The sequence below is a fragment of the Clostridium amylolyticum genome (assembly GCF_900142075.1).
Classification (GTDB): Bacteria; Bacillota; Clostridia; order Clostridiales; family Clostridiaceae; genus Clostridium_AA; species Clostridium_AA amylolyticum.
On the sequence record NZ_FQZO01000003.1, the window covers coordinates 513060 to 539159 of the forward strand.

Genomic DNA, 26100 nt, shown 5'->3' on the forward strand with positions numbered 1-26100 from the left:
TTTTTTGACTATTCCTGTAGGTTTATAAACTTAACGCACACGGGATTTGGTATGTTTATAGATTCGCCTATATGTTTTAACGTACCTGTTTCTTCATTAATAGAGTAGGTGACTATATTACTGGTATTTTGGTTTGCTGCAATAAGAAATCTTCCGGTGGGGTCTATGTTAAAGTCCCTAGGACCATCTCCTAAAGTTGAGTGATGGGAAATAGGTTGTAACTTACCGGTTTCACCGTCTACTGAAAATACTGCTATGCTGTTATGACCTCTATTGGAAGTGTATAAATATCTGCCATCTTTGGATATATGAATAGCAGCACCGGTATTATCTCCATTAAAGTCCATAGGAAGAGTTGAAATGTACTCAATTTCTTTTAAATTAAAATCTTGTGGATTATATTCCAGCACAACTACTTCAGAGCTTAGTTCTGTAATAACATATATAAACTTCCCATTAGGATGAAATACTAAATGTCTTGGTCCGCAACCAGGTTTTAGAGAGATGGAAAGATTTAAATTATGGTGTAGTTTTCCTTTTTCAAAGTCAAAATCGTAAGCTTCTATTCTATCGGTACCTAAATCCACAGCAAATAAATATTTTTCATCAGGAGAGAGGGAAGCAAAGTGTACATGAGGAGCTTCCTGCCTTTCTTTATTAGGGCCAGAACCAGTGTGTCTTATAATGTCTGAGGGCATGGCCACACTTCCTGCATCTGTTATAGGAAATACCGACAAAGTACCTTCATGATAATTTGCTGAAAAAACATACCTGCTATTTTTATCTATACTTACATGACAAGGAGATTTCCCTTCTAAGGTTTCATAATTCAATAATTTCAATTCGCCAGTGGAGGAATTTAGAGTGTATGCGCTTACTCCATTACTTTCTAAATTTTTTTCATTGGGTGCTTTAACTACAGAGTAAAGATATTTATTATTCTTATCAATAGCTATATAAGTAGGGTTCCCAAGTTTTGCAGCGACACTTATATTTTCTATGGATCCGGATTCAGTGTCTAAAGTAAAACCATAAATCCCTTCACTACCTCCCTGGGTGTATGTCCCAATATAACCTATTAGTTTATCTGTGCTTATTTCCATGACACAAACCTCCTGTTGATTTCATTGCTATAAGTTAATTAATTCATTTAATATGATTATACCTCATTATTCCATTATAAATATTTCTATTATAAAAGTTTAAATATTTTTAAATTATGCATTATTTTTTTATTTTAAAATTATTAACTTTTAGGTTTATTGAGTTATAATATATATGCTGAAAAATTCGTTATTTAGATTTTATGATAGGAAGTATGTGTTAAAAGGATGTAGATATAACCTATAACCACAGGAAAGTTTTTACTCTTAAGGAGGTAATTATGAATAATTTCACAGTTCTTATGTATCATGACATAGTGCCAAAGGAAACTTTTAATTATGATAAAAATCAAGGGATTAAGGTAAAACAAGACTATAAAGATAAGCTTCCAAAACCTTTATTCACTTATGTAGAGGAATTTGAAAAGCAGATGAAATATCTTTATGAAAATAACTACAAAATCTTAGAGCTTAAAGATATTGAGAATTTTTATTGTAATGGTAAAACTCTTCCAGACAAATGCGTGCTTATTACCTTCGATGATATGTATAAATCTGCAAAAATATATGCCTACCCAATTTTGAAAAAGTATAATTTCTCTGCAGTGGGCTTTTTGGTGGAGGATTGGATTTTTCATAATGAGGAGGAGAATTCCCTAGAAGCCTCTGTTTGTATGTGTGAAAATGAACTCATAGAAATAGGAGAAGTATTTGAATTTGCCAATCATTCTAAGGCTTTACATACAAGAAAGAAGCAAGGAACGGCACTTCAATCAGTAAGTGAAGAAGATTTTTGCAATGATTTGAAAAGTTGTGGAGAATTTATAAAAAAGATCAATAAAAGCCCTCTAGAAAAGAATTATACACATAAGGATTTCAAGAGTGCCTATGCTTACCCTTTTGGGATATATGATGAAAAAATAATACAGCAATTGAAGAACCATGGATACTCTTTAGCTTTCACTACAAAGCCAGGAATAAACCATGGTGACACAAATCCCTTGGAACTCTGTAGAAATGCGGTGATGCTGGATTGGGAACTTGAGGATTTTATAAAGTTATTTAAATAGAATAATTCTGTTAAGTTCATTGCTCTAATATATGAGAATAAGGTAAATAGTTATGTACAAGCTTATTACTATTTATTTATATGTTTAAAAATAAATTCAATTATTGCTATGTTTAAACTGATTTCCTTACTAAAATTCAGTAGAGCAGTGTTCACATCAATAGCAAAATCTTTATAAAATATTGGAGGAATAATATGAAGAAAAAATTATTTACAGCAATAGTAGCAGCAATAACTGTATCCATGATGATTTTATCCGGTTGTGGAAAAGAAAAAAACGTAGAAAGTAAAAAAATAGTATTTGGAACATTACCAGCAGAATCTGCCATTCCTATAATAGTGGCAAAAGAAAAGGGCTTTTTTGAAAAGCAGGGGGTAGAAGTAGAGCTTCAAGCCTTTAATTCGCCCTTTGATCGCGATGCTGCTGTACAAGCAGGTAAGATTGATGGAATCATAGCAGATGTTATGACATCTTTGGTATATCATAATGCAGGAGTAGGCATGAAGATAACTTCAGATATTAATGAAGACTTTAAGCTTTTAACTTCACCAAAGTCTGGTATAGATAGCTTTGATAAGCTTAATAATAAGGATGTTTCTATTGTGCCAAACTATGTGTTAGAGTATATAATGGATGAGATGGCTGCAAAGAACAATATAAAATATAAGATAGTAACCATACCTTCCATATCCGCAAGATTTGAAGCCCTCCTTGCAGATAAAGTTAGTGCGGTAGTTTTCACAGAGCCTCAATCCACTATGCTTAAGCAAAGAGGAGCAAAAGTTCTAGCAAGTTCCAAAGAATATGGATTAAAAGCAGGAGCTATACTATTTAACGAAAAAACCATAAAAGAGAACTCTAATGGAGTAAAAGAATTCTATGCAGCTTATAATGACGCTATTGACTATATTAATAAAACCGATGCTTCACAGTATAGTGATATATTAAAAAAATATACCTTCCCAGATTCAGTTACTCAATATCTTAAAGGAGAAGCTAAATACAGCAAAGCTGAAAAGATTACTGAAGATTCCTTTAATAGTGTAATGAAATGGACAAGAAATAAAAACCTCATTTCAAAAGAGTTTAATTTCCAAGACATAAGCGATTTTCAATTTATTAAGTAGGAGGCTTTAGTGTGGCAAGGGATAAAAAGATTCAAGGAATTATATATGCATTCATTTCTGCCTGCGCTTTTGGTTTTATTCCTATTTTTGCTAGATTTGCTTATAATGCTGGTATTACACCAGTTACAGTAATATTTTTAAGATTTTTATTTTCAATAATTATACTTTTATTTTATTTTCTAATTAATAAAATAGACTTTAGAATAGAAAAGAAATTACTGCCTCAGTTTGCTTTTCTGGGGATTATAGGTAATGGAGCTACAGGTATTACTTTATTTTTGTCCTATAATTATATTTCATCAGGTTTATCCACTGTAATTCATTTTATATATCCTGCTATAGTCACTTTGTTTTCTATAGTATTTTTTAAAGAAAAGATTAATTTAAGGAAAATTATATCATTAGTATTTTGCATAGCAGGAGTGTATGTACTTATAGGGTTTAGCGCTGTAAAACTAGATATAAGAGGAGTAACTCTCTCTTTAGCATCAGGAGTACTTTATTCAATTTATATATTAGGTATAGACCATAGTGATATAAGAAAGGTAGATACCCTTGTAATTACCTTTTATGTGTTAATATTTTCTTTAATAGGAGCCTTAACTTTTGGAATTATAGATAATAGTATTTCTTTTAACTTTCAGCCTCAGGGTTATGTTTATGTAGTTGCATTATCATTAATTTGTACAATAATAGCATTAAGTATTTTTGCTAAGGCTATAATGATGATAGGCTCCTCTAATGCATCTATATTAAGTACTTTAGAGCCTATAACCAGCATTATTTTAAGTGCTATAATCTTTGGAGAAAGTATCACCATAAACACTATTTTAGGAAGTATGCTTATAATAAGCTCAGTATATATTTTAATAATCAGCAAAAAATAAATAAAGTTCTTAATAATCTTAAATTTAACATAATTAACAATTACTTTATTGACTGTGTATAGATCAGTGCTATAATTGTGGTTAAGATAGACCTTTAGGTCAAAAATAGGAGGTGTTTTAATATGGATGCTAAATTAAAGAATATACTCCTAGCTGGCATAGGAGCTGCAGCTTATTCTTACGATAAAGCTATGGATATGGTAGAGGATTTTGTTAAAAAAGGTGAACTTACAGTAAATCAAGGAAAAGAACTTACTCAAGAACTAAAAAGAACAGTGGAAAAGTGTCATGTCACAGAAGACAATAAAAAAGAAAATCTCAACAATTTGACTGTAGAAAATTTAAAGGATGTTTTAGAAAGTTTAAATTTAGCTACTAAAGAAGATATTAAAGCACTAGATGAGAGAATTAACAACATTGAGAAGAAAGATTTATAGAAATTACAGAATAATAAGTTATAAAATAAAGTAGATATACCGTAGAGGGTGTCTACTTTATTTTTACATAACCACAAATAGATTTTGGTATAATTATATTAGTTAGCACTTAAATGGAGTTGAGCAAATGGCAAATAGTGATGAAAAGAAAAGAGTCCGGGAAATAATTTCGGTTTTTATTAAACATGGAATGAAAGATGGTATAAAGAGTGTAACAGATCCATATCAGATAAGACTTGCCTTTGAAGAGTTAGGACCAACTTTTGTAAAAATAGGACAGATATTATCTACAAGAGCTGATATTTTACCAAAGGAATATATACTTGAATTTGAAAAGCTGCAAGATGACGTAAAGGGTGAACCTTATGAAAATGTAAAAGTCATTATAGAAGAAAACCTGGGATGTCCCATAGATGAAGTGTTTAGATCCTTTAAGCGTAATCCAGAAGCAAGTGCTTCTATGGCTGTAGTGCATAGAGGAGTTTTAAAAGATGGAGAAGAGGTGGTTATAAAGGTACAGAGACCTGGTATTAGAGAAACTATGATGAGAGACATTTCTGTACTTAGAAAAATTTCTAGATTTGCAAAGATTGCACCTCAAAGTGATGTTATAGATGTAAGAGATATCATAGAAGAGCTTTCTCAGGCTATAAATAGAGAACTAGACTTTAATATTGAAGCTTCCAATATAGATATCTTTAGAGAAAACAATAAAGATATAGATTGTATAGATTGTCCTAAAGTTTATGATGATTACACCACTTCTAAAATTTTGGTGATGGAGTATGTTAAGGGAACAAAAATTGATGATATAGAAAATTTGAAAGAAAAGGGCTATGATTTAGAAGATATTTCTGTAAAGTTAGCTAATAATTATTTTAAGCAGATATTTAAAGATGGTTTTTTTCATGCAGATCCTCATCCAGGTAACATACTTATTAGAGATGGAAAAATTGTCTATATTGACTTTGGACTAGTGGGAAACATAGATAAAGGCATGAGAGACAAGTTTTTAGAATTTTTATATGGAGTGGCCTCTAGAAATGTAGAGGTTATGATGTATTCCATTATGAAGATAGGTATACAAAAAGATACTATTAACACTAAGAAACTATATTCAGATATTGAGAGCATATATAATACTTATATTGAGACAAACCTCAGTGATATTGATCTTCCACAAATGATGGAACAGGTTTTTAATGCCTGCAGAAAAAATAATATAGCTATTCCTAAAAATGTTACCATGATGATGAAAGGGCTAATAACCATTGAAGGCTTGGTGGAAAAAATTAATCCTGATTTAAATATAATGAATGTGGCAGTACCTTTTGTTAAACAACAGATGCTGGAAAAAAAAGATATAAAGCATGAATTTTTAGAACAGCTAGAAAATGTTTATTTGCTTTCTAAATCCGGAGTAAAAATACCGGTAAAGCTGTTAGAACTAATAAATACTACTTTAGCAGGTAAATTGAAGGTTCAGCTAGAGCTAGAAGATAATAATCTGGAACAAGGTTTTAATGACTTGAATAAAATGGTAAATAGGATGACCTTTGGACTTATTATAGCATCAATAATAGTTGGCTCAGCTATAATAGTAAATTCCAATGCAGGTCCCAAAATATATGGCATTTCCGCCTTTGGAGCAATAGGGTATCTGGGGGCAGGGATCATGGGCATATGGCTGCTTTATTCCATTTTAAAATCCGGAAAGATGTAAAGAAATACCACTGCTCCTGGGGTACTGACATATAATGTCAGTACCCCAGGGGCAGTGGTAAAATATTACATGGGTTATTCCACCCACTTTTCAGCCCATTTTTGTATTTCACTCATGGAATATTTAAGATCAATGCCTTTTTCCGTAAGCTCGTATTCAATTCTTACAGGAGTTTCTGGATAAACATTTCTTTTTATAATACCCTCACATTCTAATTCTCTAAAACGCTCAGTTAACATTCTATCACTTAGCTCAGGTATTAAATCTCTTATATCTGAAAATCTTTTAGGCCCTTCTAGTAAAACTCTAATAATTAGCCCATTCCATTTCTTGCCTAAAAGCTGGAAAGCTTTTTCAAATCGGGGGCATAAATGAAAGTTATTCATTATTTATCACCTCTAATATAATTTTATCACTTATTGAAGAAAAGTAAATATATTATTCACAAAAACTTACTTGACAATAGTAAATAATATATAGTATTATACTTACATAAAGTAAGTTTAATCTCAAAGATTAATAAATGGTTGTCTAAGGTATTACAAATATATACTAAGTTATATTTAAATAAATAATACTGAATCATAATAAGAATAAATATTATTAGTGTATATATTTAAAAAATAATGAAAATCTATAAACGAAAGAGGTGTATAAGTTTTGAAAATAATTCAAGGTGAAAAGGTGAAAGATGGGGCTGGAGTAAGCATTAATAGGGTTATTGGAGGTAGAGGTCTGAATCATATCAATCCTTTTCTTATGTTAGATGAGTTTAGAAGTGATGACAGTAAAGATTATGAAGCAGGGTTTCCTATGCATCCTCATAGAGGAATGGAAACTATAACATATATGGTAAAGGGAAGTTTTACGCATAGAGATTCTAGAGGAAATCAAGGTAATTTAAATGAAGGAGAAGTTCAATGGATGACTGCGGGAAAAGGAATCCTTCATGAAGAAATGCCTGCAATGAAAGATGGAGAACTTTGGGGATATCAGCTTTGGGTAAACCTGCCAAAAGAATTGAAAATGACAGAACCTAGATATAGTCATCTAAAGGTAGAAGACATGCCGTTGGTAAAGGAAGAAGGAGTGAGCATTAAGCTTATTTCAGGAAAATATTTACATCATGAAGGACCGGCAAAACCTTATTATCCAGTAGATTATATGGATGTTAGGTTTAATGGTGGAACCTTTAAAAGAAAGCTTAAAGGAGTAAACTTAGTTTATGTGCATAGCGGAGAGATAACTGTTAAAACAAAAAATCATAGCGTTAATGTTAATGCTGGAGATTTATGCTTTTTAGAAGATGAGGGAATAATAAGTATATATGGAGAGAATTCAGGTATTCTCTTCATTAGCGCAGAAAAACTCGATGAGCCTGTAGCAAAGTACGGTCCTATAGTTATGAATACCATGGAAGAAGTAATGCAAGCTGTAGATGATTTTAACAATGGAGATTTTGAAAAATAAAATTTGAAATATATATAAACCTAAAATATAAATAAATTTAAAATATAAAGGAGAAATGAATCATGGATTTAAGAAATGTATACGAAGAAAGAAGATCGATTAATTTTTTTGATAGATCAAAGGAAGTAAGTAAGGAAACATTAAAAAATATAATAGATTTAGCAGTTTTAGTTCCATCTGCTTTTAATCTTCAACCTTGGGAAATAATTGAGGTTAGATCAAAAGAAGCCAAGGAAAAATTGTTTAATCTTTCAAATAAGCAGCCAAAAGTTTTAGAAGCACCTGTAACTTTAGTATTAGTAGGACAAAAGAATGGATATGATAAATCAAATCCAGTGTGGGAAGAAATGCTTAATACCTTTGGTGGGGATAAAAAAGTAGTAGAAGGAGCACAAGCTATGGCGTCAGCTTTATACAGCAATACTGATGCAGATAAGTTAAAATTTGCTGAAAGTAACGTTGGATTACTGGCTGCATCAATAATGTATGCTGCTAAACACTATGGCGTAGATTCACATCCTATGAGTGGAATAGATTTTGAAGGAATAAGAAAAGAATTTAACCTAGATGAAAGCAAAACTGTGGTTATGACTATTGCATTAGGATATTTTGATGAAACTAAAGAGCTTTATCCTAGAAGACCGAGAAGAGGTTATGAAGAGATAGTAAGAGAAGTATAAAAAGTAAAATATTAATTAAAGGCTGGAGAAAAAGAATTTATTTCTTTACTCCAGCCTTTAATAAACAAAATTATATTATTCATACCTCAAGGCATCTATAGGTTTAAGGGTAGATGCTTTATAGGCAGGGAATATGCCAAAAATTAATCCTACCACTATAGAGAAGGTAAAGGATATGAATATTATAGGAATAGATATCACTGTAGTCATTCCAAATTTATTAGTAATATTACTTCCTAATATACCAAGTATTATGCCTATTACACCTCCAATGGAGGTAATAAGTAAGGCTTCCACTAAAAATTGAATTAATATGTCTTTTCTTTTCCCGCCTAAAGCTTTTCTAATACCTATTTCTTTTGTACGTTCGGTTACAGATACGAGCATTACATTCATTACTCCAATTCCACCTACCACTAAGGATATGCCAGCTATACCGCCAAGTAAAAGGGATAAGGTGGAGGTTATGGAACCCATGGTATCTAAAAGCTGCTTTTGGCTGGTGACGTTATGAGTTCTATTGGTTCCATCAGATTTTAAGTATTTAGTTAAGTAAGCATCTATTTCATTTTTTGCAGCATCTATAACATTTTCATCGGAAGCTTGCACATAAAATGAAGAAATAGAGTTTACCTTAGTCATAGACATAGCTGTAGTAAGGGGAATCAACACCATATCATCTACATTTGTACCCATGGAGTTTTCTTGAGTGACTAAGACACCTATTATTTTAAAGGTTGTTCCATTTATCATAACTTCTTCACCTACGGGATTAGAAAATCCAAATAGATCTGATGCGATGGTAGAACCAATAACTGCTGTGCTATTTTTGTTTTCTACATCTATATAAGAAAGAAATCTACCTTTACTAAGCTTAATACCTCTCACATCTAAGAAATTTTCATTTGTTCCTATTATATTAGAATCCTTAGTGTCTTTACCAAGTTTTATTGAATAATTTGTATTTACTGTGGGAGAGATTTTTTTTACTCCTCTTAATTTACTTACTTCTTCTATTTCATTAAGATGAATTTTTTTGTCTGAACGATTGCCGATGGTAACAGTTATTAGGTTTGTGCCAAGAGACTGTACTTGGTCGGTAATGTTTTTTGAAGAGCCTCCTGCTATGGAAACTAGTATTATAACTGAGGAAGTACCTATTATTATACCCAGCATAGTAAGTATGGAGCGCATTTTATTGCTAATGATATTTTTTATTGCTAACTTTATAGTTTGTACTAATTTCACTGTAACCCCTCCTTACTCATAGAGTCTTCCGTCTATTATTTTTATAGAACGATCTGCCTGCATAGCAACTTGGGGATCATGGGTAATTAATATTATTGTATGCCCTTCATGGTGTAAGTCCTTTATAAGCTGCATTATCTCTTTATTAGTTTTAGAATCAATGGCTCCAGTAGGCTCGTCTGCTAAAATAAGACTGGGCTTACCAGCCAAGGCTCTAGCTATAGCAACTCTTTGTTGCTGTCCTCCAGATAATTCGTTAGGCTTATGATGCTCCCTTCCTTTTAATCCAACTTTTTCAAGATATAGAAGGGCTAATTTTCTACTTTCCTTTTCACTGATACCTCTGTATAACAATGGTACTTCAACATTTTCCATAGCATTAAGCTTTGGTAATAGATTAAAATTTTGAAATATAAAGCCGATTTTTGCATTTCTTAATTCAGCTAACATGGAATCATTAGCTTTTTCAATATTTATATCATTAAAGAGGTAGCTCCCAGTGTCAGGTGTGTCTAAACAACCTAATATATTCATTAAGGTAGACTTGCCAGAACCAGAAGGGCCTATTATGGATACAAACTCCTTTTCTTTTACTTCTAAGTTTATATTATCAAGAGCTTTTACTATGTTATCTCCCATTTTATATTGTTTGCTTACATTTTTTAAAACAATCATAATAGTGGCCTCCTTTTAGTTTCTAGGTGATTGTCCACCAGTTCTATTGTTGTAACCGCCGCTATTAATTCTCTGCTGACCCATGCCAGGCACAAGCATACTACCATTATTTTTGTTGTTAGAGTTTTGAGAATTTTGAGTGCTTTGTACTGGTACAGGGATTTCTATTTTATCCCCTTCATTTAAACCAGAAGTGATTTCTACCAATGTATTATTAGCTATACCAGTTTCTACCTTTTTAACTACAGGAGTATTATTGTCACCAGCTACCATAACCACTTTTGAATCTTTTGACTTTCTAACTGCCTCTATAGGGATGGCAAGTACATTTTCTTTTCTATTTATTAAAATGGAAACTTCGGCTGTCATGCCCACTTTAATATTTTTTATTTCATCAAATTTTACAGTAACCTCAAAGGTGGTAACTCCATTAGAGTTTTTACCTTCTTGATTAATATCTATGACCTTTCCAGTAAACTTTTCATCTGGGTAAGCAGTGAGTTTTATATCCGCGCTTTGACCTATTTGTATTAAAGAAAGCTCTGATTCATCCACTTGAATTTTAGTACTGAGATTTTCACTATCAAAGATTTTTAAAAGTTCCATGCCAGACTTAACTACCCCATCAGCCTTTACATTAACCTCAGAGATTATACAATCATAAGGAGCTATGACTGCAGCGCTTCCATTCCAGTAAGTTATGAGATTTTGACCTTTTTTTACTTTATCATTGGGTTTTACTAGAACTTCTTTAATGGTATCTACGGTAGCGCTAGTAATAGTTTCTCTTAAAGAAGTTTCTACTGTTCCAGAAGAAGTAATTTTCTTTTCTATGGTAGCTTTAGAGGCATTTGCGGTAGTATATCTAACAGTTTGATTATTTGAAGCTGGCTTAGAATAAACATATTTGTAACCTGCAAAACCACCAATGCCAATAACTGATGCTATAAGTATAGCTATAATAGTCTTTTTCATAATATCTTTCCTTTCATAATGTTTTTACTATAGGAAAGATTATGATAGATTAACCTTAAAATTTGCTTAAAGTTTTAAAGGGATAATTACTTTTATTAAAGTCCCCTTAGGGGTAACTGGAGAAGCCTCTATGACACCTTCATGCTTTTCCACTATCCATTTAGCTATGGAAAGACCTAAACCGGAACCACCAGTTTTTCTTGAACGAGCTTTATCTTCTCTAAAGAACCTTTCAAAAATTCGTTTCCTATTTTCTTCTTTTATGCCTATACCGTTATCTGATACCTCTAATAAAAAGTCATTATTCTTTATACAAGCTTTTATGTTTATGAAACATCCTTCCTCAGTATATTTAAGGGAATTGTCTAAAAGAATTATAATCAGTTGATTTAGTCTTTTTTCATCAGCAAATATACTTATATCTTGCTGCAATTTCAAGTTTAAAGACTTTCCTTCAGCTTCTGCAATCTCTTTGTAAGGTTCGGAAACATTTTTTATAAGTTTAGTTATATCAATATAGGATTTTTCTAATTCTGTTGTATTGGAGTCTGATCTTGCCAAGGTTAATAAGTCTGAAACCATTTTAGAAATTCTTCTAGTTTCTGAAAGTGCAGGTGCTAGAAGTTCATATTTATCCATTATGGAGGCTTTGGGCTCTAAAAGCATCAGCTCTAGTTTAGACTGTATAATGGTAAGGGGTGTCCTAAGTTCATGGGAGGCATTCTCAACAAATTCCTTTTGCTTATTCCAAGAATCTATTATAGGTTTCATGCTCTTATCAGCAAGGTATAGAGCTGCAGCTACGGAAACAATAGAAATAACTATACCACCAATTATTAATATTCTTAATAGATTTGTTAAAATATCCCTTTCAGGATTAGTATTTGTAATAAGTTGAACTATTACAAACTTTCCTTGAAGAGTTGCAGAGAAGGAAATGGTTCTGAAACTATATTCTCCAATAGTGAAATCGTAAAGTTTATCTAATTCCTTGGGCTTAAGCTGCTTTGAATTCTGCTCAAAAAAGGAATAATTTTTTGAAGGTTGTATTATTTCTCCATTTTCACCATAAATGATAGTAGTAATTCTAGGGTTCATGGGAGGAATCATGGGAGAAAAGTTATAGGAAGCTCCTCGCATTATAATGTTTTTTGCAGACTTTAACTCATTATCTACCCTTACATATTGAGTAGATTTTATAGTGCTATAAAGTATAAAGCTAAAAATGGAAAATATCATTATAAAAACAGAGAAGTTTGCAAGCAAAAGTTGAGTTTTTTTCTTATTATGCATTATTTTCATCTCCTACAAGCATATATCCAAAGCCACGTATGGTTTTTATATATTTGTCATAACCATATTTTTTTAAGCTTTTTCTAAGATTGCTTGCATATACCTCTACCACATTAAAGGTGGTATCAGAATTAAACCCCCATATCCTATCAAAGATCTGTTCTTTAGATAATATGGATCCTTGATTATTTATAAGATATTCTAAAAGTTCAAACTGCTTTCCATGAAGATCTATATTTTCATCATTTATTCTTGCATTTCTTAGCTTTAAATCTAGAATTAGATCCTTAAAGACTAGAATATCTTTATTTAGGTTTATACCGCTTCTTCTTAAAATGGCTTCTAGTCTAGCTAATAGTTCTTCTCTATGAAAGGGTTTGATAATATAATCGTCAGCACCTAACTTAAACCCTCTTAGTTTATCATCAATGGAATCTTTAGCTGTGAGTATGAGAACGGGTGTATTTATGTTTTTACACCTCAGCTCCTTTAAAATACTGTACCCATCCATACCAGGATGCATTATATCTAAAATAATGACATCATATATGTTTTGCTCCGCCAGATATAAACCTTGCTCTCCATCCTGGGCAAAATCATAGTGAAATATTTCTTTGATGCTTTCAGCTATACTTTCAATAAGTAATGAGTCATCTTCTATAATTAAAGATTTCATCTTATCACCTTCTTATATTTTAATAATGTTATTATAATTTATTTTCACCTTTTATAAATATAATTTTCAATAAATTTGTATATGTTATTATGTTATAATAATGAAAGAAATTTAAAGTAAAGAGCAGGTGAGCATTTTGCATAATTTTTTAGTTTATATGAACACTCTAGATAGAAATATATTAGACTTTATTCAAAGGAATATGAGAAATTCTTTCGTAGACAGCATAATGCCATTTATAACCGCTTTAGGGGATGCGGGAATAGTTTGGATAATACTTTGCATTATTCTATTAATTACAAAAAAATATAGGAAAGCAGGTATAGTTTGTGCACTATCTCTTATTATAACCGCTATTCTTGGAGAGGGAGTTATAAAAAATTTAATTCAAAGAGCGAGACCTTTTATGAGTGATGCAAACTTGGTATTACTTATAGCAAAACCAAAAACTTTTTCATTTCCTTCAGGTCATACTGCATCATCCTTTGCAGCGGCAGCTGCTCTTGCAGGATACATAAAACCTTATGGAAAGCTATTTTTCATTCCTGCTGCACTTATTGCCTTTTCACGATTATATTTATATGTACATTTTCCCAGCGATGTAATAGCCGGGATAATATTAGGTATAGTTGGCTTTAAACTTGCTGAAACTCTTTATAATAAGGTTATAAATTCAAAAAGAAATACTTAAGTTATTGAAACAATAAAGGTGGATTAAATGGATAAGGAATTAAAAAAAATATATTCAAAAGCTATGTTATGTTATCAAAAAGGATTAATAGATAAAGCGTTAAATTGTTGTGAAAAAGGAATAAGCAAAGATATTTATTGTGCACCTATTTTGAATCTTAAAGGGCTTTTGCTTTATCAAAAAGGCGACTTAGAAGGCTGTAGAGTGGTATGGAACATAAATGCTGATATTAATGATGATGGTGCCTCTAAGGAATATTTAAAAGATTCAAAAAGAGATAGCGATAGACTTAAGCTTTATAGTAATGCCATGCTGTTTATAAAAGAAATGAGAATTAATGAAGCTTTAGAAAATCTTAAAAAGTGCAGAGAAAGCGACTTTAATATTATAAATGTCTCTAATGCATTAGCTAGCTGTTACATAAAAAAGGGAGAGTATATTCATTCAGAATATCACATAGAAAAAGTTTTAGAGTTAGACAAATATAATAAGGAAGCCCTAAGCAACAAGGAATATTTAAAGAAGTTTGGCAATTCATCTACAAAAGATAAATTATTAAATAATAAGATGATTTTAAGAACAACTTCAATAATATTGGGGATTTGTATTGTGATTTTATCTTTAAGATATTTAATCATACCTAAGGTACAATTTCTTAAAAACCCAATAAGCTTATTTACCTCATCAAAAGATGCAAAGAAGGGTTCTAATGATAAAGTAGATTTAGAAAAAGATAACAAGGCACCTATAAAAGGTACAGAAGGTAAATCCAGCGATGATAAGAAGACATCAGGAGATATAAATAAATTGCAAAATAATGAAAGTAAGTTTTCACAAAATGAAATAAAAACTGATTTAGAACATAAGAACTATGACAAATTATATAATGTGGCCATGGAATTTAAAGATTCAAAGCTGAATGTTAACGAAAAAGCTTTATATAATAAAGTTCTAGAAACTCTTGAAACAGAAGGGGTAAACTTCTTTTACTCTCAAGGCATGAAGTTTCAAAAGGAAAAAGATTATGTAAATGCACAAAAAGAGCTTGAAAAAGCCTTTAAGCATAGCAATAAGAGTTATTTAAAGTCGCATATAATATATATGTTAGGTGCTTCTGCAGAAAACCGCCAAGATATTGAGTCTGCAATAAAATATTATAAGCTTTATGCTGAAGAGTATCTTTCTTCAGAATATGGAGACGGGGTTTTGTATAATTTAGCTGTTTTAAACAAAAATATAAATAATTATGAATCTTATAAGTATGCTTCTATGATTAAAAGTAATTTTCCTAATTCCATGTATTTTAATACAACTATAAAGGATATATTAAAATCAAAGTAAGGAGAAAAATCATGATAACAATAATAAAAAATGCTGATATTTATGCTCCGGAACCATTAGGAATTAAACAGGTAGTAATTTTGGAAGATAGGATTGAAGGCATCTATGATGATATAAACATACCTGAAAATTTTATTGAAATTAAAGTTGTGGATGCTGAAGGAAAAATATTAGTACCAGGATTTATAGACAATCATGTGCATATTTTAGGTGGAGGAGGAGAAGGGGGATTCAAAACTAGAACTCCAGAACTTTCACTATCTAAAATAACTACTGCAGGAATAACTACGGTGGTGGGATGTCTAGGTACTGACGATGTATGTAGGGACATAAGGGCATTGGTGGCAAAGGCTAATGCTTTGGAAGAAGAAGGAATAAGTACATATATTTATACAGGTTCTTATGAGATACCAGTAAAAAGCCTTACAGGAAGTCCAAAAGGTGATTTAATGATGGTGTCAAAAGCTATAGGGGTGGGCGAGATAGCTTTATCAGATCATAGGTCTTCCCAACCTACCTATGAGCAGTTTGTAAATACTGTAGCGCAAGCCAGGGTGGGTGGTCTTCTTTCAGGAAAAGCTGGAGTGGTGAATGTTCATTTAGGTGATGGTGCTACTATGATGGAATACTTATTTACCATGATAAGCAAAACTGAAATTCCTGCAACTCAAGTGCTTCCAACTCATATTAACAGGATAGATTCATTATTTGAAATGGGTATAGAATATACTAAAGCTGGAGGTTTTATAGACTTAACCACTAGCTCAGAACCTAACTTTTTAGAACCGGGAGAGGTGAAGGCCTCCAAAGGATTAAAGCTTCTCTTAGATGCCGGTGTGCCTATAGAAAGGATAACCTTTTCCTCTGATGGAAATGGAAGTATGCCTCTTTTTGATAAGGATAAAAAGTTTCTTGGACTTGGAATTTGCTCTGTAGAAACGCTATTTCGTGAGGTAAGGGATGCTGTTTTAGAGGAAAATATACCCTTAGGAGAAGCTCTTAAAGTTATAACTTCCAATGCTGCTGAAATTCTAAAACTGAAAGCCAAAGGAAGCATTGAAAAAGGAAAAGATGCAGATTTAGTCCTTTTAGATAAGGCTACTTTAAATATACATAGTGTAATGGCTAAAGGAGTATTTCATATAGAAAATAATAAGGTTATAGTAAAAGGTACCTTTGAATAATGTCTATTACTAAATATTGCCTTTTTAATGTTAAATATATTATACTATGCTTATATATTGTATAAAAATTGCATTGACAATTAATATAATATAGTTTAATATAAATTACAGAAAGATTACCCCTAGGGGGTATACAAATGGAGGTATTTATATGTTATTACACGTAGGAGATAATGATTTTGCAGCACAAATTGAAAATGAAAAGGGTGTAGTAGTGGTAGATTTTTGGGCTACCTGGTGTGGACCATGTAAGATGATTGCACCAATTATTGAGCAGCTTGCCAATGAAATTCCAGAAGTGAAGTTTGCTAAAGTTGAAGTAGATGAAAACCCATCAGCTACAAGTAAGTATAGAATTAGCAGCATACCTACTATTATGATATTTAAAGATGGAGCTGTAGTTGAAACCGTAGTTGGATTTAGACCAAAACAAGAATTAGAGCAAGCTATAAGAAATCACATGTAATAAGGTATCTTCAAAAAAATAACTAGCATATTGACTTGTTATTTTCTTTAAGATTCCTAAACTGAAAATCCTTAAGGGGAGATAAGATGAAAAGACATGATATTGCCATTATAGGCAGCGGTCCAGCAGGACTATCCGCAGCTATCAATGCAAAAATAAGAAATAAAGATTTAATAATATTTGGGAATAATGATTTCAGCGCTAAGCTTATAAAGGCACCAAAAATAAATAATTATCTTGGTTTTAACGAGATATCTGGAATAGAATTAAAAGAAAATTTCCAAAACCATATTAATTCTATGGGAATTAGCATAATAAATGAAAGAATAAACAATGTTTATGCCATGGGAGATTATTTTGCCCTTATGGTAAATGAAAAGATGTATGAAGCTAAGACAGTTATTTTAGCTACAGGAATTGAATATACAAGACCTTTTAAAGGGGAAGAGCAGTTCCTAGGAAAAGGTGTAGGTTACTGTGCTACTTGTGATGCTCCATTGTATAAAGGAAAAGTTGTTACCATAATAGGTTATAATAAAGAAGCAGAAGAAGAAGCAAATTATGTAAGTGAATTAGCATCAAAGCTTTATTATATACCTATGTATACTTCTGACTATAAGTTAAATCCTTCTATTGAAATAATAAAGGATAGACCTGTAGAAGTTATTGGAGAAGATAAAGTAACAAAACTTATTTTATCGGAAACAGAAATTGAAACAGATGGAATATTTGTTCTAAGAGATAGTATATCTCCAGGACAGCTTGTCCCAGGACTTACCATAGAGGATAATCATATTAAAGTGGATAGATTGATGAAAACAAATATTAATGGATGCTTTGCTGCCGGTGACTGTATAGGAAAGCCTTATCAGTATATAAAGGCAGCTGGAGAAGGACTAATAGCAGCTTTAGGCGCAACTTCTTATTTAGATTCTAAAAGCAGAGAAACTCTAAAGTAAAAAATAGAATATAAGATATTTAAAGCCGGGATGATAATACCATCCCGGCTTTAACTTTACCTATTTACTAAAAAATACATGATTTCCTATGCTTTTAGAATTGCCCTTTGTAACATTTTTCATCCATGCTGACGTAGCTGTTTTGGGATTATAGAAATATATTGCTTTATTTGTAGGATCTTTGCCAGATATGGCTTCTAGTACAGCTTTATAACAGCTATCATCTGGGTTTGCATTTATTTTTCCATTTACCACGCAGGAAAATGCGTTTTTCTCTTTTATGACTCCTTCTATACTACCGGGAAATCTTGGGTTTACAGCGCGATTTAATATTACTGAAGCCACAGCAACCTTTCCTTCATAAGGTTCGCCGCGACTTTCTTTATATACAACTTTTGACATTAACTCTATTTCTTTGCTGGTAATATAAATCTTTTTAGCACCAGCACTAAAAACTTGCACTGATTCAGCCTTTTCTTGATAAAGATTCATAGAATCATTTGTATTGCCTCTGCTTAGTACTCTAACTTCATTGTTATCTAGAGCTTCACTTTTATAATATATAATTTTTGGCGAATTAACAATGTCATTGGGCATTACACTTACTGCCTTTACTTCTAATATCCTAAATGTAATTATACAAAAGATTATAAGCAGAATTTTAAGGGAGCTATTCTTCATTTTCATAAAAACCTCCTTTGGATTACGCTGCTATCCAATATTTTCTCCTTTATTCCAAATTTAATTCACAAAAAGCTATTATCTACCATTAAATAAAAGTCTGGAAGTTTCCAGACCTTTATTTTTCCTTATATTTTTCATATACTAATATAAAATTTTCAAAAGAAGCTTTTAATTCTTCATAGTTTTCTGAGGCGTTTTCGTATAAAATATCTAATTCTTCTTCTGTAAGGCTCTTATCTTTAGATTTTAAATTTTCACTGCTTACTGCATCTCTTAGCTCCTGTATATATTTATTAAAGCCGCTTAAACATACTTTAAAGTTATTATGAGCATCTAAAGCATTGTTAGGTATAGAAATGCTATTGAATTTTTCAGTTAAGGATACCAAAGTCTCTATATTTTTATCTATACTGTCTATTATACCCTCATAACTTTTCTTTTCCTCTCTTACTCTCTTTAGAGGAACCTCATAATCTGAATTAATACTTTTAAATTTACTTACTATTTCATCCATGGTTAATATAAAATCATTTTTTTGAGAACTTATTATATCACTATCTCTATTTAATTTAATAATTTCGTTTATATATGCAAAAGCATTAACAAGAAAGACCTCAGTATCCTTTGGCAATTTTACAGATAGTTTTTTTACAGATGCTTTTTCATAATTTGATAAACATTCACTTTTATATTCTTGTAATTTTTCAAAGGATTTTGTTATATCCTTAGCATTAGGATTGGATAAGGATAAGCATAATTGTTCATAAAGCAGTATATTATTTGAAACTCCTTTACTTACATCAGAATTAAAGGCAATATATTTTTCAGAAGGAGTTTCCTTATCTAATTTTAATTTTATGTCCTTTAACTTTGTTATTATTTCTGGCAAAAGGGTTAGGGATGCTTGTACATCTATTGTTTGATCTTTTATTAGATTTTTTGCCATGGAATTTGCAGAAGCTATATCTTTAATATAGATATGCATTCTACCTTCGTAAGTTTTATAAGATTTTGTAGTAAAGTATCTGTATGTACCGAAAATTATTACGAATATTAATATTAACAGGGCTAAAATATAAGGCGTTTTTATAAATTTTTTATATTCTAATTTCAATATAATACCTCCTTTAGAATTCTTAATTAATTTATATTCAATTGACCATTTTAAAATAACCATTTAATATTTAAATATAGAGTTATTGAATTCTTAATTTTATTTTAAATTTTCGTCATATGTACTAAGGAATATAGGAATAGTGTATAATTGTAAATGTAATGAAATAAGTTATATATACTAATGAATATAGTAATAGTATATAATTCTAGAAGTAAGAAACTGCAGGGGTGAAGTGTTTGTGGAGATACTAAATGTCATGATTAACACCATTAAGAATATATCTTTTTCTAGCATATTAGATATAGCAGTGGTATCATATATTTTCTTTAAAGGTTATATGCTTATTAAAGAAACTCGAGCGGAGCAGCTCTTAAAAGGAATTTTTCTCATTGTAATTTTGATTCCTATTAGCTCATTATTAAAGTTAAATACCGTATATGTAATTTTAAGTAAAACTATCACCATTGGAGTTTTATCTATTATAATCATATTCCAGCCAGAAATAAGAAGAGCGCTAGAGCATTTAGGAAGGACTGCTTTTAATGATATTCATCCTATAGAAGATGATGCACTCATGGAGAAGGTAGTTACAGAAATAGTTAATTCTGTGGAGAATCTTTCCTTATCAAAAACCGGTGCCCTTATTGCCATAGAGCAATCCACTGGTCTCGGAGAGGTTATTATGAATGGAATTCAGATAGATGCGGTAGTATCCTCTGCACTTTTAGAGAATATCTTCGTAGTAAATACTCCTTTACATGATGGAGCTACAATTATAAGAAATAATAGAATTATCGCATCAGGCTGCGTATTACCTCTCACCAGCAGTACTGATATCAACAAAAAATTAGGCACACGTCATAGGGCTGCTATAGGATTATCAGAAACCTCGGATGCTTTGGTATTAATAGTTTCTGAAGAAACAGGCACCATATCTTTAGCGGTAAATGGAAGGCTGTCACGTAACTATGATCGTGACAGGCTAAAAGATGTATTGCTTAAAATAATGAAGAATAGAAGAAATAAAAGAGTAAAGACTATGGGAGAGAGGGTGAAAGCGTGGATAACTCAAACAAAAAGCAAGAAATAGTGGTAAGAATAGTCTGTGTGATTCTAGCTTTTGCTCTATGGCTTTATGTGACTAATATTGAAAATCCTACTAGGACTTATACCTTAAATAACGTACCTGTTGAGATAATAAACCAAGATGCATTAAAAGACTTAAAACTAATTGTGTTACCTAATCAAGATCTTAGCGTATCACTTAAGCTGGAAGGACCCACTTCTGAGGTCTTTGCAGCAAAACCATATCAATTTAAAATAGTGGCAAATCTTAGTGATTATGCAGTGAAAAAGGGAGAAAATCAGATCCCAGTAGAGATAGTAAGTTTTCCATCTAATATTAATATAAAAAATGATCAGTTTTTAAGAGTAAAAGTTATGATAGATGACTATGTGGAGAAAAGTATACCTATACTTCCTGAGGTAAAGGTAAGTACAAAACAAGGGGCGTATGCCTCAGAACCTGACGTGAAACCCACTAATGGACTTGTATCAGGCGCAGCACAATATGTTAATAATGTTAAGTACCTCTTAGCTAAGGGTGAGGTAAGCAATGCAGACAAGGATGTATCCGTAAATCTCCCATTAAAGGCTGTAGATGAAAATAAGAAGGAAGTCTCTAATGTAAAAATTGAACATTCTAATGCAACTATAACTATTCCAGTGAGAAAATCTAAATTTGTAAATATTAATGTAAAAACTAAAGGGACTTTACCTAATGGAATTACTCTTAAGAAAATAGATGTTACGCCAGATAAACTTGAAGTAATAGGAGATGAAGCAGTATTAAATAATATAAGCAGTTTAGATACAGAGCCTATAGACCTTTCCAAAATATCAACCTCTGGAGAAGTAAATGCCAAGGTTATAATAACGGATAAAATACGCATAATAAACAATAAGAACGCAACGGTTCTGGTTGCAATAAATGTAGCCAAGGTTTCACAAAGGTCTCTTAATATTAAAGTAGCTTTAACTGGAGTTTTAGAACAGTTTAATGGACAAATAGAAAAGGATACGGTAACAGTAGTAATAGAGGCTGAAGAATCTATAGCAGCATCAGCAAAGGAAGAAGATTTTATAGCAGAAATAAGTGCTGCTGGAGTTTTGGAGGGAGTTCATGAGCTACCGATAAAGGTATCCTCTAAAAAGCCAGAGATTAGAATAGTAAACTCCAATCCTGATAAAATGAAAGTTACCATAACTAAAAAATAGTTTTCTAATAATCCATTGACAAGGTGGAAATTAAAAACTATAAGCAAATACCACTTAATGAAAATATAAAATATTTAATAAATAGCTTGAAAAGTTACTTTATCCTTTTCAAGCTGTTTTAATGAGGTGATATTAAAGCATGGCCATAAGAATAAATAATATAATACTAAATATAGAAGAAGATATAACATTGCTTTCTCAAAAGGCAGCTAAGAAGCTTAATGTACCTTTAGGAGAAATAAAGAATCTTAAGATAGTAAAAGAGTCTATAGATGCCAGAAGAAAAAACTCCATAAAATTTAATTATTGCATAGATATAGAGCATGAAGATGAAAAAAGATTAGTAGATAAATTAAATGACAAGGATGTTAAATTAGAAGCCCCAGCTTATAATGAAGATACGAGGTTTGGAAATGAAATATTACGTTCTAGGCCTGTAGTTGTAGGATTGGGACCAGCGGGACTATTTGCAGCCTTGCTTCTAGCTAGAAAAGGTTATGCACCCTTGGTGATAGAAAGAGGAGAGTCTGTGCATAAAAGAACAGAGTCTGTGGAAAAGTTTTGGCGGGAAGGCAAGCTTAATCTACAATCTAATGTTCAATTTGGTGAAGGTGGTGCAGGAGCCTTTTCGGATGGTAAGCTTACCACAAGAATAAAGGATAATCGATGTGATTATATTTTAGAAACCATGGTGAAAGCTGGTGCACCAGAAGAGATAATATATAGGGGTAAACCTCATGTAGGTACAGATATACTTAAAGATGTAGTTAAAAATATTAGAGAAGAAATAATTTCCTTAGGGGGAGAAGTGCGTTTTAACTCCCAGCTTAAAGATATCATTATAAAATATGATAAAATTAAAGCAGTAATAATAAATGATGAAGAGATTCCCTGTGATGTGCTTATAATGGCTATAGGCCATAGTTCTAGAGATACCTATGAAATGCTATATAATAAAAATATTTTTATGGAACCAAAGCCCTTTGCCATAGGGGTAAGAGTAGAGCATCCTCAAGGACTAATAGACAGTAATCAATATGGAAGTATGGCAGGACACCCTAAACTGAGAGCAGCAGATTATAGACTTACCTATAACAGCAAAAGTTTAAATAGATCCGTTTACTCTTTTTGTATGTGCCCAGGTGGACTTGTAGTGGCAGCAGCCTCCGAAGAGGATAGGCTGGTGACAAATGGTATGAGTTATCATGCTAGAGATAAGGAAAATGCTAATTCTGCCATAGTAGTATCCGTATCTCCAGAGGACTTCCAAGGAAATTCGCCTTTAAGTGGTATGGAATTCCAAAGGCATTATGAAGGCCTTGCCTATAAACTAGGAGGAGGAGGCTACCAAGCACCTGTCCAGCTTTTGGGAGATTTCTTAAAAGATAATGTTTCCAGAAAGCTTGGGAAAGTAACACCTAGTTATACTCCAGGATATGAGTTTAGAGATTTAAGAAAATGTTTGCCTCTTTATGTAACAGATGCTTTAAAAGAAGGTTTTAAAGATTTTAACAATAAAATAAAAGGTTTTGCAGATAATGATACCATATTAACTGGTATAGAAACTAGAACTTCTGCACCTTTAAGAATAATAAGAAATGACCATTTAGAAAGCATATCCCTTCAAGGCTTATATCCATGTGGTGAGGGTGCAGGCTATGCAGGAGGCATAATATCCGCTGCGGTAGATGGTTTAAAAGTTGTTGAAAGTATAATGGGGAAATATAGTTGCCAGGGACTTTATAGATAGCAAGTTAAAATATCTGATTATTAGCACTTATTATTTATTAATGTAAATAATTCTATAATGTTTAATAATTTGGTAATTTAATACCTAAAAAAGAATATAAATTAACAATTTAATAATACAAAATTCAAATTCTCCTATAACTACTATGGGAGAATTTAAATTTACTTTAAAATGAGTATTTGTTTTATAATAAATTTTTGTTAAAATAAATAGTAGGGTCGCTTGGTATTAAAGGATTAAAAATTATCATGGGGGTTATTATGGATAACAAAAATTTAATATTGGCTATTAATCCTGGTTCTACTTCCACTAAAATTGCAGTGTTTCATGATGGAATTTGCATTGAAGTAGAAAATCTTTCCCATTCCAATGAAGAAATTAGTAAGTACACATGTATTTATCAGCAAAAGGATATGAGAACAGACACCATTATGACTTGGCTTAAGGAAAAAGATATATCTTTAGAAAAGTTAAAGGCCGTGGTAGGAAGAGGGGGGCTTTTAAGACCCATGCCAGGAGGAACTTATTTAGTGACTGAAGCTATGTTAAAAGACCTTCAGGAGGGTATTCAAGGACAACATGCCTCCAATTTGGGAGGAATTATAGCATATGATATTGCTGAGCCATTAAATATCCCTGCTTTTATTGTAGACCCTGTAGCAGTGGATGAAATAGAGGATGTAGCCAGAATTTCTGGAATGCCTGAAATTACAAGGAAATCCCTTGTGCATGCTTTAAACATTAAGGCTACTTCAAGAAAAGTTTGTGATAAAATTAACAAAGATATGAAAACGTGTTCCTTTATTGTAGCTCATTTAGGAGGAGGAATTTCTATAGTTCCACTGCAATATGGCAGGATTATCGATGTTAATAATGCTAATGAAGAAGGTCCATTTTCCCCGGAAAGATCTGGAGGGCTGCCAGCGGGGGATTTAGTTAGATTATGTTTTAGTGGTAAGTACAGTTATGATGATATAAAGAAAAAAATTATGGGACGAGGAGGGCTTATTGGGTATTTAGGTACCAATGATGGTAGAGTAATAAATAAGAGGATACAGTCAGGAGATAGAGGAGCAGAGCTTATTTATAAAGCTTTAGCGTACCAAATAAGCAAAGAAATCGCATCTATGGCTACAGTTTTAAGGGGTAAGGTAGATAGAATAGTACTTACAGGAGGACTTGCCTATGATAAGCTTTTAACTCAATGGATTGAGGAAAGAGTGTCCTTTATAGCTCCTGTAGAAGTTTTTCCTGGAGAAAATGAAATGGAATCTTTGGCACAGGGTGCTGAAAGGGTTTTAAAACAACAAGAAGAAGCAAAAATTTACGAGAATGAGGTGTACATTAATGGTAAGAAATTTTGATGAGGTACTTGGAAAAGTTAAAGAAGGAAAGGTTAAAAAAGTAGCGGTAGCAGTAGCACAGGATGAACCTGTATTAGAAGCTATTAAAGAGGCAAAGATTCAAGGCTTTGCTGATGCCATTTTAGTTGGAGATAAAAATGAGATAGAAGCTATAGCTGAAAAGTTGGATATGGATATTTCTCAATTTGAAATAATTCATGAGCCAGATAAAAAAGCAGCTGCATTAAAAGCTGTAGAATTAGTATCTAGCAAAAAGGCTGATATGGTAATGAAGGGGCTTATTGACACTGCAACTTTCTTAAGAAGCGTTTTAAATAAAGAAGTTGGATTAAGAACTGGAAAACTTATGTCCCATGTGGCTGTTTTTGAGATAAAAGGAATAGACAGACTTATATTCTTAACAGATGCAGCTTTTAATACTTATCCAGATTTAAAAGCAAAGGTAGATATAGTTAATAATTCAGTACAGGTTGCTCATGCAGTAGGTATAGAAATTCCAAAAGTTGCACCTATATGCGCTGTAGAAGTGGTTAATCCAGACATGCCATCTACTGTAGATGCTTCAATATTATCAAAAATGAGTGAAAGAGGACAAATAAAAGGCTGCATAGTGGATGGCCCATTAGCGCTAGATAATGCTTTATCTGAAGAAGCAGCAAAACATAAAAACGTTACAGGTCCTGTGGCAGGAAAAGCTGATATAATGGTTCTACCAAACATAGAAAGTGCCAATGTTATGTACAAAACACTTACTTATACTTCACCAACTAGAAATGGTGGAATACTTGTGGGAACTTCAGCACCAGTTATATTAACATCAAGAGCAGATAGTTTTGAAACTAAGGTTAACTCCATAGCTCTTGCAGCATTGGTGGCTCAAAGTAATAAATAGATTTAAGGGGG

General features: G+C 31.9%; 26 protein-coding genes. 17 read left to right on the forward strand and 9 right to left on the reverse strand.

Going from position 1 to position 26100, the window contains the following annotated elements; translation table 11 throughout:
- Positions 1-8: 8 nt before the first annotated feature.
- Complete coding sequence (locus tag BUA82_RS09535) at positions 9-1103, reverse strand: lactonase family protein (RefSeq protein ID WP_073006990.1); 1095 nt, start codon at positions 1101-1103, stop codon at positions 9-11.
- A gap of 281 nt (positions 1104-1384) precedes the next feature.
- Between BUA82_RS09535 and BUA82_RS09540 the strand changes: the two genes are divergently transcribed.
- The 5 genes from BUA82_RS09540 (at position 1385) to BUA82_RS09560 (ending at position 6347) form a co-directional block, all read left to right on the forward strand.
- On the forward strand, positions 1385-2173 hold the full coding sequence (locus tag BUA82_RS09540) for a polysaccharide deacetylase family protein (RefSeq protein ID WP_073006992.1): 789 nt from the start codon (positions 1385-1387) through the stop codon (positions 2171-2173).
- 194 nt (positions 2174-2367) lie between these two features.
- The gene (locus BUA82_RS09545; protein WP_073006995.1) at positions 2368-3300 is read left to right on the forward strand and encodes an ABC transporter substrate-binding protein; all 933 of its coding nucleotides are present in this window, start codon (positions 2368-2370) and stop codon (positions 3298-3300) included.
- Positions 3301-3311: 11 nt separating this feature from the next.
- Positions 3312-4187, forward strand: coding sequence for a DMT family transporter (locus tag BUA82_RS09550; RefSeq protein WP_073006998.1), 876 nt, complete (start codon positions 3312-3314; stop codon positions 4185-4187).
- Positions 4188-4309: 122 nt separating this feature from the next.
- Positions 4310-4624: a phasin family protein gene (locus BUA82_RS09555; protein WP_073007001.1), complete on the forward strand. Its 315-nt coding sequence runs from the start codon at positions 4310-4312 to the stop codon at positions 4622-4624.
- Between the two features lie 127 nt (positions 4625-4751).
- The gene (locus BUA82_RS09560) at positions 4752-6347 is read left to right on the forward strand and encodes an ABC1 kinase family protein (RefSeq protein ID WP_073007004.1); all 1596 of its coding nucleotides are present in this window, start codon (positions 4752-4754) and stop codon (positions 6345-6347) included.
- A 74-nt stretch (positions 6348-6421) separates the two neighbouring features.
- Here the strand turns inward: BUA82_RS09560 and BUA82_RS09565 are convergent, their stop codons facing one another.
- Positions 6422-6733, reverse strand: a complete 312-nt coding sequence (locus BUA82_RS09565; protein ID WP_073007006.1) for a winged helix-turn-helix transcriptional regulator — start codon at positions 6731-6733, stop codon at positions 6422-6424.
- A 274-nt stretch (positions 6734-7007) separates the two neighbouring features.
- On the opposite strand from BUA82_RS09565, the gene BUA82_RS09570 reads away from it, so the two are divergent.
- Both BUA82_RS09570 and BUA82_RS09575 read left to right on the forward strand, forming a co-directional pair.
- Entirely contained in the window at positions 7008-7817 is an 810-nt protein-coding gene (locus tag BUA82_RS09570; protein WP_073007008.1) for a pirin family protein, read from the forward strand.
- A gap of 62 nt (positions 7818-7879) precedes the next feature.
- Positions 7880-8497, forward strand: a complete 618-nt coding sequence (locus BUA82_RS09575; protein ID WP_178140713.1) for a nitroreductase family protein — start codon at positions 7880-7882, stop codon at positions 8495-8497.
- Between the two features lie 75 nt (positions 8498-8572).
- Here the strand turns inward: BUA82_RS09575 and BUA82_RS09580 are convergent, their stop codons facing one another.
- The 5 genes from BUA82_RS09580 to BUA82_RS09600 all read right to left on the reverse strand — a co-directional run bounded on the left by BUA82_RS09580 (position 8573) and on the right by BUA82_RS09600 (position 13364).
- On the reverse strand, positions 8573-9745 hold the full coding sequence (locus tag BUA82_RS09580; protein ID WP_073007012.1) for an ABC transporter permease: 1173 nt from the start codon (positions 9743-9745) through the stop codon (positions 8573-8575).
- 12 nt (positions 9746-9757) lie between these two features.
- Entirely contained in the window at positions 9758-10420 is a 663-nt protein-coding gene (locus BUA82_RS09585; protein WP_073007015.1) for an ABC transporter ATP-binding protein, read from the reverse strand.
- 15 nt (positions 10421-10435) lie between these two features.
- Entirely contained in the window at positions 10436-11395 is a 960-nt protein-coding gene (locus tag BUA82_RS09590; RefSeq protein WP_073007017.1) for an efflux RND transporter periplasmic adaptor subunit, read from the reverse strand.
- A gap of 66 nt (positions 11396-11461) precedes the next feature.
- Complete coding sequence (locus BUA82_RS09595; RefSeq protein WP_073007019.1) at positions 11462-12688, reverse strand: sensor histidine kinase; 1227 nt, start codon at positions 12686-12688, stop codon at positions 11462-11464.
- Positions 12681-13364, reverse strand: a complete 684-nt coding sequence (locus tag BUA82_RS09600) for a response regulator transcription factor (protein ID WP_073007022.1) — start codon at positions 13362-13364, stop codon at positions 12681-12683. The genes BUA82_RS09595 and BUA82_RS09600 overlap by 8 nt, the downstream gene beginning before the upstream one ends.
- A 136-nt stretch (positions 13365-13500) precedes the next feature.
- Here BUA82_RS09600 and BUA82_RS09605 point away from each other — a divergent pair, with 136 nt between their 5' ends.
- The 5 genes from BUA82_RS09605 (at position 13501) to BUA82_RS09625 (ending at position 18005) form a co-directional block, all read left to right on the forward strand.
- Entirely contained in the window at positions 13501-14055 is a 555-nt protein-coding gene (locus BUA82_RS09605) for a phosphatase PAP2 family protein (RefSeq protein ID WP_242948950.1), read from the forward strand.
- A 27-nt stretch (positions 14056-14082) separates the two neighbouring features.
- Complete coding sequence (locus BUA82_RS09610) at positions 14083-15396, forward strand: hypothetical protein (RefSeq protein WP_073007024.1); 1314 nt, start codon at positions 14083-14085, stop codon at positions 15394-15396.
- Between the two features lie 11 nt (positions 15397-15407).
- Positions 15408-16580: a beta-aspartyl-peptidase gene (gene iadA, locus BUA82_RS09615; RefSeq protein ID WP_073007026.1), complete on the forward strand. Its 1173-nt coding sequence runs from the start codon at positions 15408-15410 to the stop codon at positions 16578-16580.
- Between the two features lie 151 nt (positions 16581-16731).
- Positions 16732-17046, forward strand: coding sequence for a thioredoxin (gene trxA / locus BUA82_RS09620; RefSeq protein WP_073007029.1), 315 nt, complete (start codon positions 16732-16734; stop codon positions 17044-17046).
- Between the two features lie 86 nt (positions 17047-17132).
- Complete coding sequence (locus tag BUA82_RS09625; protein WP_073007031.1) at positions 17133-18005, forward strand: NAD(P)/FAD-dependent oxidoreductase; 873 nt, start codon at positions 17133-17135, stop codon at positions 18003-18005.
- 60 nt (positions 18006-18065) lie between these two features.
- Here the strand turns inward: BUA82_RS09625 and BUA82_RS09630 are convergent, their stop codons facing one another.
- Both BUA82_RS09630 and BUA82_RS09635 read right to left on the reverse strand, forming a co-directional pair.
- Positions 18066-18686: a cell wall hydrolase gene (locus BUA82_RS09630; protein ID WP_083599881.1), complete on the reverse strand. Its 621-nt coding sequence runs from the start codon at positions 18684-18686 to the stop codon at positions 18066-18068.
- A gap of 118 nt (positions 18687-18804) precedes the next feature.
- Positions 18805-19803: a hypothetical protein gene (locus tag BUA82_RS09635; RefSeq protein WP_073007033.1), complete on the reverse strand. Its 999-nt coding sequence runs from the start codon at positions 19801-19803 to the stop codon at positions 18805-18807.
- Positions 19804-20062: 259 nt separating this feature from the next.
- Between BUA82_RS09635 and cdaA the strand changes: the two genes are divergently transcribed.
- From cdaA to ptb, 5 genes are all read left to right on the forward strand, one after another.
- Positions 20063-20896, forward strand: coding sequence for a diadenylate cyclase CdaA (gene cdaA / locus BUA82_RS09640; RefSeq protein WP_178140718.1), 834 nt, complete (start codon positions 20063-20065; stop codon positions 20894-20896).
- Positions 20866-22083, forward strand: a complete 1218-nt coding sequence (locus BUA82_RS09645; RefSeq protein WP_073007037.1) for a CdaR family protein — start codon at positions 20866-20868, stop codon at positions 22081-22083. Before cdaA ends, BUA82_RS09645 begins: the two co-directional genes overlap by 31 nt.
- A gap of 139 nt (positions 22084-22222) precedes the next feature.
- Positions 22223-23833, forward strand: a complete 1611-nt coding sequence (locus BUA82_RS09650) for an NAD(P)/FAD-dependent oxidoreductase (protein ID WP_073007039.1) — start codon at positions 22223-22225, stop codon at positions 23831-23833.
- Between the two features lie 260 nt (positions 23834-24093).
- The gene (gene buk, locus BUA82_RS09655; protein ID WP_073007041.1) at positions 24094-25197 is read left to right on the forward strand and encodes a butyrate kinase; all 1104 of its coding nucleotides are present in this window, start codon (positions 24094-24096) and stop codon (positions 25195-25197) included.
- Positions 25181-26089 (forward strand): phosphate butyryltransferase, encoded by a 909-nt coding sequence (ptb, locus tag BUA82_RS09660; RefSeq protein WP_242948951.1) that lies wholly within the window; start codon positions 25181-25183, stop codon positions 26087-26089. The genes buk and ptb overlap by 17 nt, the downstream gene beginning before the upstream one ends.
- Positions 26090-26100 lie beyond the last annotated feature (11 nt).